Origin of the sequence: Bacillus sp. FSL W8-1202, from assembly GCF_038006165.1 — a bacterium.
GTDB lineage: Bacteria > Bacillota > Bacilli > Bacillales > Bacillaceae > Bacillus > Bacillus subtilis.
Map to the genome: position 1 here is coordinate 537206 of NZ_JBBOUR010000001.1, position 14193 is coordinate 551398.

Annotated in this window: 11 protein-coding genes; 5 read left to right on the forward strand and 6 right to left on the reverse strand. The window is 33.9% G+C overall.

Annotated features, from left to right (window positions below; all coding sequences use genetic code 11):
* Positions 1 to 64 precede the first annotated feature (64 nt).
* The 6 genes from NSQ09_RS02715 to tagD all read right to left on the reverse strand — a co-directional run bounded on the left by NSQ09_RS02715 (position 65) and on the right by tagD (position 8664).
* The gene (locus NSQ09_RS02715) at positions 65 to 2095 is read right to left on the reverse strand and encodes a DUF6270 domain-containing protein (RefSeq protein WP_341030534.1); all 2031 of its coding nucleotides are present in this window, start codon (positions 2093 to 2095) and stop codon (positions 65 to 67) included.
* A gap of 21 nt (positions 2096 to 2116) precedes the next feature.
* Positions 2117 to 2896, reverse strand: a complete 780-nt coding sequence (locus NSQ09_RS02720) for a DUF6270 domain-containing protein (RefSeq protein ID WP_042975194.1) — start codon at positions 2894 to 2896, stop codon at positions 2117 to 2119.
* Positions 2893 to 5577, reverse strand: coding sequence for a bifunctional glycosyltransferase/CDP-glycerol:glycerophosphate glycerophosphotransferase (locus NSQ09_RS02725; RefSeq protein WP_129137975.1), 2685 nt, complete (start codon positions 5575 to 5577; stop codon positions 2893 to 2895). Before NSQ09_RS02725 ends, NSQ09_RS02720 begins: the two co-directional genes overlap by 4 nt.
* 40 nt (positions 5578 to 5617) lie before the next feature.
* On the reverse strand, positions 5618 to 6961 hold the full coding sequence (locus NSQ09_RS02730) for a glycosyltransferase family 2 protein (RefSeq protein ID WP_129137976.1): 1344 nt from the start codon (positions 6959 to 6961) through the stop codon (positions 5618 to 5620).
* Between the two features lie 29 nt (positions 6962 to 6990).
* Positions 6991 to 8175, reverse strand: a complete 1185-nt coding sequence (locus tag NSQ09_RS02735; RefSeq protein WP_129137977.1) for a CDP-glycerol glycerophosphotransferase family protein — start codon at positions 8173 to 8175, stop codon at positions 6991 to 6993.
* 99 nt (positions 8176 to 8274) lie between these two features.
* Complete coding sequence (tagD, locus tag NSQ09_RS02740) at positions 8275 to 8664, reverse strand: glycerol-3-phosphate cytidylyltransferase (RefSeq protein ID WP_024571912.1); 390 nt, start codon at positions 8662 to 8664, stop codon at positions 8275 to 8277.
* 507 nt (positions 8665 to 9171) lie between these two features.
* Here tagD and NSQ09_RS02745 point away from each other — a divergent pair.
* From NSQ09_RS02745 to NSQ09_RS02765, 5 genes are all read left to right on the forward strand, one after another.
* A complete protein-coding gene (locus NSQ09_RS02745; protein WP_015251089.1) occupies positions 9172 to 9945 on the forward strand; it encodes a WecB/TagA/CpsF family glycosyltransferase in 774 nt (257 codons plus the stop codon).
* 95 nt (positions 9946 to 10040) lie between these two features.
* A complete protein-coding gene (locus tag NSQ09_RS02750; protein ID WP_129137978.1) occupies positions 10041 to 11192 on the forward strand; it encodes a CDP-glycerol glycerophosphotransferase family protein in 1152 nt (383 codons plus the stop codon).
* Positions 11193 to 11280: 88 nt separating this feature from the next.
* Complete coding sequence (locus NSQ09_RS02755) at positions 11281 to 11994, forward strand: IspD/TarI family cytidylyltransferase (protein WP_003235520.1); 714 nt, start codon at positions 11281 to 11283, stop codon at positions 11992 to 11994.
* On the forward strand, positions 11991 to 13016 hold the full coding sequence (locus NSQ09_RS02760; RefSeq protein WP_003235523.1) for a ribitol-5-phosphate dehydrogenase: 1026 nt from the start codon (positions 11991 to 11993) through the stop codon (positions 13014 to 13016). Before NSQ09_RS02755 ends, NSQ09_RS02760 begins: the two co-directional genes overlap by 4 nt.
* Positions 13017 to 13019: 3 nt before the next feature.
* Entirely contained in the window at positions 13020 to 14189 is a 1170-nt protein-coding gene (locus tag NSQ09_RS02765; protein WP_129137979.1) for a CDP-glycerol glycerophosphotransferase family protein, read from the forward strand.
* Positions 14190 to 14193: the final 4 nt, after the last annotated feature.

Consider the following 14193-nt stretch of genomic DNA (forward strand, 5'->3'; position numbering starts at 1 on the left):
TAAAAAGAATAGTTCTAAAAAAAGATAAGATAACAACAACCTTATTTTAGAACTATTCATGTAATTAATTTTTCATTTGGTCTTCTGATGTGATTTTTAATAATCTGTTAAAAAATTCTCTGTAGTAATCTGATTCATAATGAGAATAAGATAAACCATAAGGATATCTTTCATCTCCTATAAACTTTGTATCAGACAAATCTATTACCTTTGCTGAAGGGGCAATAGACAGGAAATAATTATCTAATTTATCCCAAAAGTAATTATTTCTCCTTATCATTGGAATATCATCAAATGTTTTTATTTTACCATCCATTCCATAATATGTTTCGGTAAATCTGCCCTTATTCAATATAATTTTATCTTCAGGAATAATGGTTTTTAACTTATCAAGAAATTTACCAATATTTTTCTTCCAAAGCTCAAAATACTTCTGATTTTCATGATGATTTATGATGTGTATGTTATCCCAATTTGATAAGAACTTACTTACTTCAATAAAATAGTTACAAGTCACATAATTATTTTCCTGAGTTCTAATGACCGGCTTACTCGCGTCGCAATAAAAATCAATAATAATGTAATCCGGTTTTGCTTCTTTCAACTTTACAAAGAAGTCTTTTTTAAAATCCGTTTCTACCCATGGCCGATCACTTTCTTTAACATCATTATATTGATTAAAATCTATATCTACAGGATCAGACATCAAACTGATGACTGATGAATGGAATTGTGTATAACAACATTTATAAAATTTTTTGTAATCAGGGTTAAAAAATGATGACGAATTGAATGCATTTCTGCTAAAACAAGTACCTAAAACAGCTATATTAAGTGTATCTGCATCTTTATTTGAGTCAAAAAGCATATACAAAGATAATCGATTTCCACCATTTTTAAAGAACTTCACTTTATATCCATCAGCTATATTAAAATAATCAGTCTCAATATTTTCATTACAGCTAATATAAACATAGTCTTTACTATCAATTAAAATGAACACGTCCCATACACTCGCATGATCTTTTCTTAGCAATTTTAACAAATTTTCTTTGTCTATCTCACAAAAAAATCGATCACCGTTATTTAGAAGACTGTATTCTTGAGAAAAATAATATTCGAAACCATTTCCTTTTTTCTCTCTTTTTCTAAAAACTACTTTACATTGTGAATTTATCTTAGTATTTATCTTAATATAAAGCCTTACAATCTTGTCATTTTCTTCAAATGAGGTTAATTGAGCAATATTTGTATCTTTTCGATATGTGTGCAGAGATAATGAGTTGCTTCCTGTTTTGTTTAATTTGACATAATGAAATGGGTGGCTTCTCAGTGCACTTAATTTATCAAGAGAACTTGGCAATTCTTTATCAACTAAACAAGAAAGCAAAATAGATTCAGAATTATTGTCTAATTTGATATAAAAATCCCAAATGTTTGAATCGTCAACAATAATATTATCCGGAAGATTATATAAATCAAGGTCAACCTCAAAGTGGTCATCAGCTTGAGACAGTTTTCCAAGTTCTATTTGTTCTTCATGAAACTGATAAAGGGTTCCATGTGGCCTACGTGAAAGAACGAATAATAAATCGTTGTTTTCAAATAATTTATGCTTCTCTCCCTTTATTTGAAGTTTCAAATGAAACTTGTCAGGTGAATTACCCTCTTCAATACTAAATATACTAAATTTTGCATTGTCAGGCTGTACTGTAATGACTAATTTATTATTCACTAATGAGCAGGCCCCAAAATACAAAGAATCTGGTTGCTTTATTTCTTGTTTGTGTTGACCATCGAGACAGCTAATTAGTAATTGGGCATCTTGGTTTAATACTGTCAATTCCCACTCATTAGAGAAGGCGAGTTTTTTCGACTTTATTATATGAGCAAATTTCACTTCACATAAGAAATAACCTTCCTTATGCATATAAGAATAAGGAAGCTTTATCTGAATAGGCTGCTCAAAGGCTATGTTATTAGTCTTTAATGTTAAAGCCAGGCCCTCAAATTCCTCGATTCTGTGTGTATGACCAAAGATTATCCACCCATCATTTTTAAGATTTACAGAAATGTTCATTATCTCAATTTTCACGATGAATCCTCCGTATACTATTTATTTAAAGACTGAGTTTTTTAACTGGTCCAAAAAATTGGTATAGTAATCCATTGTATAATGAACATAAAATTTGCCCCATGGATGGTTTTCATATGAATTATATTTTTTATTTTCGAATAAACTTATTGCCTCTACATCACTGAAGCTGTCTAACACGTACGCATCAAATTTGCTCCAAACACTATTATAATAATCAACATCAATTATCTTGATGTTTCCTCCATTAATAAGCAACTTTTTCTTATCTTCTTTATCAAAAAAATGATGAACATTTCTTGCACTATTTAAGATAATTTTGATATCGGGACAATTTAATTTCACATAGTTATAAAAAAGATTAAACTTTTGTTTCCATAGTGAAAAATACTTTTCAAAATGATCTTCAATATTAAAGCTTTGCTTTTTATTTTGAATTGAAAGTTTATAATAATTTGTTTTAGGAAGTGTCCACCTGTTATTTGTAATATACTGATTGCTAGAAATTTCTACGTAACCAAAATGCACATCTGCAAAAAAATCTAAAATTAATATATCTGGCTGAACAGATTTAATCTCGGTTAGAAAGCTATTCTCAAAATCCGTCTTTAAAGTGTTTTTTTCATGATTAGACATGTTCTCATTATCAATAACAATGTAGTTAGGTTTACTCATTGTTGAAATAATGGACGATTGGTTTTGGGTCAATACACAATCAAAAAAATTTTTATAATCAGCATTAAATTGAGAGTTAAAATTATCCCGTGTAACACAACTACCGTAAACCGCTACTTTTTTCATTTCTTTATTCCCTCTTTAATATTAGTTCCTAGACTAATAATTTGTTGATAAACACGTTTACAGTTTTCTTTATCCGTATACTTATAAAATTGATTTACTCTATCAATATATTTGGCATCCATTATACAATCGTTTTCCATACAATTTATCAGCTTATCAACTAAAGTATCTTTATCAGCAATTACTTCTCCAAACCCCATTGAATTGTAATCAAAATACCCTTTTTCCAAGTGATTTTTTTCGTATTGGAAGTAAAAAACAGGTTTTTTAAGATAAGCAAAGTCAAATGCAACGGATGAATAATCTGTAACTAAAATCGCACTATTATTGAAATGATCTCGATAACTTTCATTAATGTCCGCAATCCTCACTGAACTATTTTTGTTGAAATCTTTCAACTGCTGAACAATATTTGGATGCGGGAAGAATACGATCTCGTATCCTTTTTCATTAGCCTCATTAATAAGTTTAGCATCATTTAATAAATTATTAAGTTCATTAAAATAAACTGAGTTTTTAAAGAGTGGTGAGTAATCTCTTTTCCCTGTTTGCGGATTTATTTTTCCTACTAAATGATTTCTCCATGTTGGCATAATTAATATCTTTTTATGATTATGATTAACAAGCTTATCAAATCTAGGAAATCCAGTTAGAATTACTTCTCTTTTTGAATAATTATAATGACCATTAATTATAGACTCATACTCAGGTTGAGCGGCTGTTATAAATAGTCTAATATTTTTCTTATACTTATTAAGCCATCCCGAAATATCATCTTTCGTAATTCCATGTTGCAGAAAAACAAAGTTAAATTTAAATAAGTCCTTATAATATTTCCTCATATTCACAAACGGGTTGACTACATAATCATCTGCATGTGAAGAGATAATTTCATCGGCAAGTAAATGTAAAAATTTGTGCTTAGGTGACCCGTATGCAACAACTGGTCCTATTTTTTTCAGCCTGTTATAATCTGGACTATCTTTACTGATAATAAAATATTTTTTGATGCCGTCATTCTGCTGCATTGCATATTCAAATAATGCTTCAGCATTATCATCTGCCTTGTTGATTCTATCCATAAAAAGCCATACTCTTTTATTTTTCTTTATTTTATAGAGGTGTTCCATAATCTTTCTTACATTTGATGCTTTCTCAGCACCTATTTTATTAAAGGTCTTAAAACGTCTTTGAGCCCGCTTTTCTTTTGCTCTAATAATCTGATTTTTATCTTTTAGAACTACTAAATTATTAAGTTTATGATCGAAATAAATCCCTATACCATTTTTGGTATAGAAATCAACTATATGTTTATCCAGCGGGAATAATCGTCCAAAGTTAATTTTTACTTTTATTAGTTTTCCATTTGATGAAATCATCATTTCAATATTCGAGTTATTTGCAAGCTCACCAACTGGGATATCAACCTTAAAGCCCAGGTACTCTTTAACTGGCTTATTTAAGCAATATAAGTTGTGTACTGTTCTATCAATTTTTTCGGCATGATATATTTTGTCATTGACACATGCTTTCACTTCTAATTCTGCGGCATCAAATAATGAACCAAAATTACCTTCAAGGGTTAAAATCCCCTTTTCAATGCTTAATAGCTCCATTGTTATAGCTTCATATCTCATAGAATTAATTAATTTCTCTTTAAAATATAAATTCACATTACGATTCAAAAAGATCTTTTTAAATACATTTTTTTTATTTCGATATTTCAATTTGATTAAAAAATATTTTCTGTGCAAGTTTAGAGATTTTTGTTCAAAGATTATGTCGTCATCTATAAATGCAAGTATTCTTTCTAGCAAGTCAAAAAACTCTTCAACTTCCTTATCCGTCAAAACATCAGTTCTGTCTTCTATATTTATTCGCCACTGCAAGTCATAGGCAATCATATACTGAATGTATCTTGGAACGTATCCTAATGTTGTAATACTATGATTAATTAATTCTCGAGAGAAATTCTTCAAATAATCTACATACCATTTTTTATCATTTTTACCTGTTTGAGTTGCAGATGACGCATCTTCTCTTCGTCGATAATTATATTGTCCTTCTGACACAATACCGTATACTTGGCGCTTCAGTATAATTTTAGTCAGCCATTCACTATCTTCAGCGTAGGCCATATCTTCATTAAAAAAGTGATTTTTAACAGCTTCTTTTTTCACGAATGAACTTGGTGCTGATAATTGAATTCCTGTATGTTCTTTCAAGATATGAACTAGCCTAGTTTTATCAAATTTATAATTTAATAAGTGTGGACCACTTGTTTTACCAAACATCATCATTGGAATAGAAACTACATCGACTTTAGAATAATTCTTTTCAAAAAAATCATATACTTTTAAAAGGGTTGAAGGGGACAATGTATCATCAGGATCTAAGAAATTAATATATTTACCTTTGGCATATTTTAAACCCTCATTACGCGCACTACTTGCTCCGCCATTCTCCTTATCGATAAAGACTATATTTTCTGGATACGCTTCTTTATACTTTAAGCAAATTTCCCCTGATGCATCAACACTTCCATCGTTGACTAAAATCAACTGTATATGATGCTCAAAATCAAGTGCCTGATCAATTATGCTTGTTATTGCTTCATCTAAAAATTCTTCAACATTGTAGATTGCCATTATAATAGAAAAGAAAAAATTCTTTTGTTCCAAGTTTTCATTCTCCTTTTGAATTTTGTTTTATAGAAAAGTATTAGATTCGTATTAACCTCTTAAATAATTTATTTAAAACATTGACTTTTTGGAGATAAACATAATGATTATCTTTTTCAACTATAAACCTAAAAAAAATAACTCCTAAAGGAATTTTTAATTGGTAAGAAGAATATTTTCTATCTCTAACAGTAGTTTTCCAAATAACAATATTTTTTTGTGTTTGTTCGTTTAACTTGGCCCTTATGAATTTTTTTCCATAAGAGATGTAAACATTATTTTCATCTTTAATTGCAGATTCTTCATTACTCAAACTCACAGTTAGCTCAATAGAAAATTTATTGACTCTCCATGAAGTAATTACAACTTTTTCGTTTTCAATTTTTCCTATTTGAATAAGTTTATTAACAGGATAACCCCATCGTTTAAATGAAATCAGATACTCTTTTAAGTATGTTTTCATTTTTTGGTTGATAATTAACTTTTCATCCATATATTTTAAAATTTTATATAATTCTCTGAAGAATTCCAGCTGTTCTGTCTCATCTAGTACTTCATAAATCAAGTTATTGTTTTTTTGAATAATAAATAACTTTACATGATTTAGAATTAAGCATTGAATATAAGGTATTACCTCACCGTATTCCTCTAATGATCTTTTGATCATTTCCTCATAACCATTTTTAAGTAAAAAAGTATACCTATTTTTTTTATACCATGAAGTGTCTACGAGAGAATTTTCCTCTTTTCTTTTTCTATAGAAATACTTAGCATCAGGAATAAGACCATATTTTTGTTCTTTAATTAAAAAAGTATTAATAAATAAAACATCTTCCCAAAAATCCATCTGTTCATTAAAAGAAATTCCTAAACGATCTATTGCTTTTTTCCGAAAAAATGTTCCACCAATGTGATAGTGAACAGAAGAGTAATTCTCAGTTATGTTTACAATGTTTTTATTACTTTTAAATCTATAATTAAGTGAATGCTCTCCATTTTTATTGTCAAAGAAAAATAGCGGCAGCACCGCTAAATTAATATCGGTATGTTTTTTAAAAAACTTTAATACTTCTGCAATAGCATTTGGTGAAATTTTGTCGTCTGAATCAATAAAGGCTATAAATTCACTATTTTCACAAAATTTTAATCCATTATTTCTTGCTAAACTGACATTTGGTGTATCTTGATAAATAATTTTTATATTATTCGGAAATGCTGTTGCATATTTTTCACATATGTTTTTCGAATTGTCGATACTATTATTTTCAATTAATATAATTTCGATGTTTTCTTCAAAATTAAAAGTTTGATCAATGATACTGTCAATGGCTTCACTTAGATATAATCCCGAATTATAAACAGGCATTACAATTGAAAACAACATTTCAAGTACTCCTTTAAAAGAAAATGTTTTTATCCAAGTATTTCTTCAACAACTTTTTTAGATGAATCACCTTTTTCCAAATAACAAAATTGATCATAAAACGAAGTAAGGTTTTCATCCTGCTTATAGTGCTTTGTTTTGTGTATAGCTTCAATTACTTTTTCTGTTGTTTTAAGAAGAGGTCCCGGAGCACATTTTTCAAAATCATAGTAAAAGCCTCTAAGTTTATCTCTATAAAATTCAATATCAGGAACATAAAAAAGGATCGGCCTATTTAAACCGGCAAAATCAAAAAACACCGAAGAATAATCTGTTATTAATATATCTGATATTAAATATAGCTCTCTAATATCATTATGATTTGAAAAATCATAAGCAAAACCCTTGTACGCAGTTAAGTTAATATTCTCAGATACAAGATAGTGCATCCTTAAAATAAGAATATATTCATCACTTAATTGGTCTTTAAGACTTTCTAAATCTAAAACCATATTAAATTTATATTTACCTTTAGCATAAAATGAGTTATCTCTCCAAGTTGGGGCATACAAAATAATTTTCTTATCTCTATCAATACCTAATCTGTCTTTTATTTTTAGCATTTCTTCATATTTATTTTCTTTATGTAAAAAGTCATTCCTCGGATAGCCAGATTCAATAAAGGTTCTTTTAAACTGAAAAGCACTTCTAAAAATCTCCGTAGAGTATGCATTAGGGGAAATGAGATAATCCCATTTACTAGCTTCTTTCAGGAAGTTTTTTTTATATTGTTCAGTCGTCGTGCCGGGCATATGTACTTCGTCCATGTCATTTGCAAGTTTTTTTAGGGGAGTTCCGTGCCAAGTCTGCACATATGTGGTTTTTCTCGGTTTTGGGATCCATAACGGCAAGCGGCTGTTTGTTATCCAATATTTCGCTGTAGCCATATACCATAGCCATTTGAGAGAGAATCTTTTTAAATATTTCACATCTAAATTATCAAATAAATCTTTGTTTCTTTTATCTATACTCCAGATTAATCGGTAATCATATTTATCTTTATTTTCCTCAAGATACTCAAAAATTGCTCGTGGATTACAGCTGAATTGTTTGCCGGAATAGCTTTCGAAGATGATTAATTTTTCATTCCTGGGCAAAAGCCCAATTATTCTAAAAGCAATTGAGTATACTCTGACCAATAGACTTCTATATTTCATTAAAATCTTTGATTTCATCTTAGACTCCTTAAATGTTCGAACAATTAAATACTTATCTCAGCAAACAAGAAAAAAAGAAGCAACTGAATTACTTCAAGCCTCTTTAAGTTAGTGCTTCTATAAACTAGCCATGTCTTTTTTGATTTTGGTAGTTGAAATGCCTTCTGTTCTCGGAAGGTAAATGACCTCACAATATTCCTTTAAGAAGTCAAACTTCCCTTTCCAATCATCGCCGATCACAAATGTATCTATATCGTACTTTTGAATATCTGAGATTTTTTGTTCCCAGTTTTTTTCGGGAATCACTTCATCCACAAAATCAATTGTTTCTAAAATGAATTTTCGATGTTCATAGGAATGATGCGATTTTTTTTGTTTTTGAAGATTAAATTCATCTGTAGATAATCCTACGATTAAGTAATCACCCAGATTTTTTGCTCTTTGCAGCAGCTTCATGTGTCCATAATGAAATAAATCAAATGTTCCGTACGTTATCACTTTCTTCATCAGATAACATCACCTTCCAACCGTTTTCAACTGAGAGTACCAGAAAAAAACCACAAACCTTAACAGATTGTTTATAATTTCGACACATTTTTTACGTACCATTAATATTGAACAATAATAGCATAAGTTCCTATAAAAGTTAAGGCTCTTTAAAAATGTCAATCATCAGCATTTTTTGGTATCATCGTTGTATTGATGTATAATTTTTACAGATCTAATGTCTTATCCATACCCATTATAACAAGTTTTCTTTTTCGAAAAAATCGGATCTTTTGTCGCGTTTTTAAGTGAAACGATTTTCTTTCTGCTGCGTCATTTATTTTGTACGCCCTCCTCATATTAATTCATCGTCAAAACGTGAAGGAATTGTAATGTGAATGTTAAAAGTTCCTAAAGATTTTTGTGGTAAGATAGAGTAAAATGTTTTCAGACAAAGAGTCTTTAATCAAACTATACGAATGACACGTGTTTTTTATAGACATATAGATGAAAAGGAGGGTTGATACGATGCAAACGAAACCCATTAATCAATTAGATTTTGTAGACGGTGAACTGACTTCATTTGTATCACATTTAGAAACGTCATTTTTGGATCAGAATAAAGGTGCGTTCATCGTAACAGCGAATCCTGAAATCGGATTTGAAGCGATGCAAAATCCGCGTTATGAAGCGGTTCTTTCATCTGCTGATTTTATTTTGCCGGATGGCATTGGTGTTGTGTTGGTTTCCAAGCTAATTGGTAAGCCGCTTCAATCCAGAATCGCCGGTTATGATTTGTTTACGTCTTTGCTTGAGAAGGCTGATCAAAAGAAAAAACGGGTTTTCTTTTACGGTGCAGCTAAGCATGTGATTGCTCAGACAATCGAGCGAGTCGAACGTGATTATCCTGGGATTGAAATTGCCGGATATTCTGACGGTTATGTGAAAAATCAACGTGAGGTGGCAGACAAGATCGCAGCCTCAAATCCTGACATGGTATTTGTTGCTTTAGGTTATCCTAATCAGGAGTTCTTTATCCATAAATACCGACATCTATTCCCTCAGGCTGTTTCTGTAGGGCTGGGCGGAAGCTTTGATGTGTTCAGCGGCAATGTCAAAAGAGCGCCCTCATTTTTTATCCGTTTTCACCTTGAATGGATGTACAGGCTGATCACAAACCCTGCGCGCTGGAGAAGAATGCTTAGCATTCCTAAGTATGTTACAGCCGTGCTGAAACATGAACGAACTTCAGCAAAGCCGCAATATACGGGACAGGTCAAAGATCAATCACGCCATCTGTAATGGGCCTTAAAGGAGCTATGGTATGTAATGAAATGCATGAATCTTTCACTGTGCCTGCCGACAATCCGTGGCAGCCGTTTTGAGCTGATGACAGATTGAAATCCTGGTTTGCGTTTTTTTACTATGTGTTCATCAAAGTCATCGGCGCATTGCTGTTTTGGGTCAAACCGGGAAGTCAAGTGACCCTTCTTGTTTCCTTTCCTGATAATGCCCGGGCAATATTAAAGGAATATCAGATGGGACACTACTCATTTCCCATTCATGTACTTCTGACCCAGCATGCCAAATCGCTGGAAACAGAATTTCCTGAGCTTACTGTTTCAGTTATTAACGAAAAACACCCGCTTCATATATATAAAGCGGTCTTTTCTATGCTGAGCAGTAAAGCTGTGATTGTTGATAACTATTTTGTTTTGACAACCGTTTTGACCTGCAGACCTGATATCGAGTGTATCCAAGTTTGGCATGCGAATGGAGCGTTTAAACGATTTGGGTTAAAGGATATCAACACACAGAATCGTTCGCGGGCTGACGTGAGACGCTTTCGCAAAGTATATGCTTCATTTGACCGGATTGTCGTCGGTTCTGAACATATGGCTGACATATTCAAGGAATTCTTCGATATAAAAGGTGATAAATTTCTTCGGTTTGGCGTGCCTTTAACCGATGCTTACTATGAGGTGAAGGAAAACAGCAATGACCTTAAAAGCAAATATCACCTGCCGGCAGAGAAAAAAATCATCCTGTATGCGCCAACCTTTAGGGATCATCAGTTTGAAAGCTTTTCGCTGCCGTTTTCAGAAAAACAGCTGCAGCATGATTTAAAAGGAGAATATTTACTTGCAGTAAAACTTCATCCTGTTATGAAGCAATCTGCTCAATTGCATGGGGATAGTGCGTGGATAAAAGACGTATCAGATCTCCCGCTTGCAGACCTTTTAAAAATGAGTGATCTGTTAATATCAGATTATTCTTCTGTCCCTTTTGAATTTGCTTTGCTGGACAAACCCATTTTGTTTTATACGTATGATATGGAGGCTTACAACAGAACCCGCGGTTTAATCCGTCATTATACAGAGGTAATCCCCGGGGTTCCTTGCCGTGATTCAGGAATGCTCTTGGACCAGCTGAAAGATATGAACAGGCTTCAAGCTGAAGTGGAGCGCTTTTCACGTGAATGGAATCTGTACTCGAGAGGGAATGCCAGCAAGCTGCTTTTAAGCTATGTAAATGAGAAATCAAGCTGATCTTTATATATAATAGAGATCGGTATTGCAAATAATATGAAAACCTTTTATAAAACATTATGAGTTGTAGTAAGGAAGGAGTCATTTTATGATTTATGCTGAGATTCTAGCCGGTGGAAAAGGTTCCCGCATGGGGAACGTCAATATGCCAAAACAGTTTTTGCCGTTAAATAAACGCCCAATTATCATTCATACGGTTGAAAAGTTTTTATTAAATGACCGTTTCGATAAGATTTTAATCGTCTCCCCTAAAGAGTGGATTAACCATACAAAAGACATTTTAAAGAAATTTATCGGGCAGGATGATCGCCTGATTGTCGTTGAAGGCGGCAGCGACCGTAATGAATCTATTATGAGCGGCATCCGCTATATTGAAAAAGAATTCGGTATTCAGGATGATGACGTGATCATCACTCACGATTCTGTGCGTCCGTTTCTCACTCATCGCATTATCGATGAAAACATTGATGCTGTTCTTCAATACGGCGCGGTTGATACTGTTATCTCAGCCATTGATACAATTATTGCTTCAGAAGACCAGGAATTTATTTCTGATATCCCTGTCCGCGATAACATGTATCAGGGGCAAACACCGCAAAGCTTCCGGATCAGCAAATTGGTCGAGCTTTATAATAAACTGTCCGATGAGCAAAAAGCTGTCCTTACTGACGCTTGCAAGATCTGCTCGTTAGCAGGTGAAAAAGTGAAGCTGGTCCGCGGTGAAGTCTTTAACATTAAAGTAACGACACCATATGACTTAAAAGTGGCTAATGCCATTTTACAGGAGCGAATTTCACAATGATTAATCAAACATATCGTTTAGTTTCTGCCCGACAATTTGAAGTGACATATAAAGATAAAGTTGTCCATTCAGATAAGGTCGTCGTCCGTCCTACCCATTTATCCATCTGTGCTGCAGACCAGCGTTATTATACTGGCTCACGCGGCAAAGAAGCGATGGACAAAAAACTGCCGATGGCTCTGATCCATGAAGGGATCGGAAAAGTCATGTTTGATCCGACAGGCACATTTAAAGTCGGAACCCGGGTTGTTATGGTGCCAAATACACCGGTTGAAGAGCATGAAGTCATCGCGGAGAATTACCTGCGGTCCAGCAGATTCCGTTCAAGCGGTTATGATGGATTTATGCAGGATTATATGTTCATGGCGCCTGATCGGCTTGTTGAGCTTCCAGACAGCATTAATCCGCATGTCGCAGCCTTCACTGAGCTTATTACAATTGCAGTTCACGCGCTTTCCCGCTTTGAGCGCATGGCGCATAAGAAGCGTGACACATTCGGTGTCTGGGGGGACGGAAATCTCGGATTTATCATGACGCTTCTACTGAAGAAAAAATATCCAGACAGCAAGGTGTTTATTTTCGGAAAAACACCTTACAAGCTTGATCATTTTTCTTTTGTTGATGCAGCTTATCAAATTAACGACATTCCTGAAGATGTCAGAATCGATCATGCCTTTGAATGCGTGGGCGGACGCGGCAGTGAAAGCGCAATTGAACAGATCATTGCCCATGTCCATCCTGAAGCGTGTGTAGCGCTCCTAGGCGTGTCTGAATACCCTGTTGAAATTGAAACAAGAATGGTGCTTGAAAAAGGGATTACGCTGATCGGCAGCAGCCGGAGCGGACGCGAGGATTTTGCCCGTACTGTAGACTTTTTAGCTCAATACCCTGAAGTCGTTGATTATTTAGAAACATTAGTTGGCGGACGCTTCCCGGTACGCAGTATTGAGGAAATTACAAACGCGTTTGAAGCAGATTTGACTTCATCTTGGGGAAAAACTGTTATTGAATGGGAAATTTAAACAGTGAAAACATTCCTTACGCGAATTGTAAAAGGAGTATTCGGCACTGCTTATAAACTATTGAGCGCTTTATTACCAGTACAGCACAACAAAATTGTCATAGCTTCCTATCGTGAGGATCATTTAAGTGATAATTTTAAAGGTGTCTATGAAAAGCTGAAGCAAGACCCGTCTCTTCGCATCACCCTGCTGTTCCGCAAGATGGATAAGGGGCTGATCGGACGAGCTGCATATTTGCTTCATCTTTTCAGCTCGTTATATCACCTTGCAACATGCCGCGTGCTTTTGTTGGATGATTATTATTTTCCTTTGTATGTTGTGCCAAAACGAAAGGAAACTGTTGCCATCCAGCTTTGGCATGCTTGCGGCGCGTTTAAAAAATTTGGCTACAGCATTGTGAACAAGCCGTTCGGCCCTTCTTCTGATTATTTGAAGATTGTTCCCGTGCATTCAAACTATGATTATGCCATTGTCAGTGCACCCGCTGCCGTTCCGCATTTCGCCGAAGCCTTTCAAATAGAGCAAAAGCAGATTTTGCCGCTCGGCATTCCAAGAACGGATTATTTTTATCATAAGGAACATATTCGCACTGTACTGGATGAGTTTCATCGGGTTTATCCTGAACTGAAGCATAAAAAAAAGCTTTTGTATGCTCCTACTTTTCGAGGCAGCGGACATCATCAAGAGGGTGACGCTATACCGCTTGATCTGCTACAATTAAAATCGGCGCTAAACCATAAAGATTATGTCGTGATCCTCCATCTTCATCCGTATATGCGCAAACATGCGCAAACGGAAGAGGATGATTTTGTGCTGGATTTAACTGATTCGTACTCTTTGTACGATTTGATGGCAATCTCTGATGGGCTGATAACCGATTATTCTTCAGTTATTTTCGAGTACAGCCTGCTGAAACGTCCGATGTATTTTTACTGCCCGGATTTAGAAGACTACTTGGAAGAACGTGATTTCTACTACCCGTTTGAATCGTTTGTACCCGGGCCGATTTCGAAAGACGTTCCATCGCTTGTACACGATATCGAGAGTGATCACGAGGCTGATACGAAACGTATTGAAGATTTTTCACAGGCATTTATCACCCATCAGGACGGCAAATCTTCAGAGCGGGTGGCCGATTTTATTTCATCATTTTTAACATCTGGTGCCGATTAGGAGA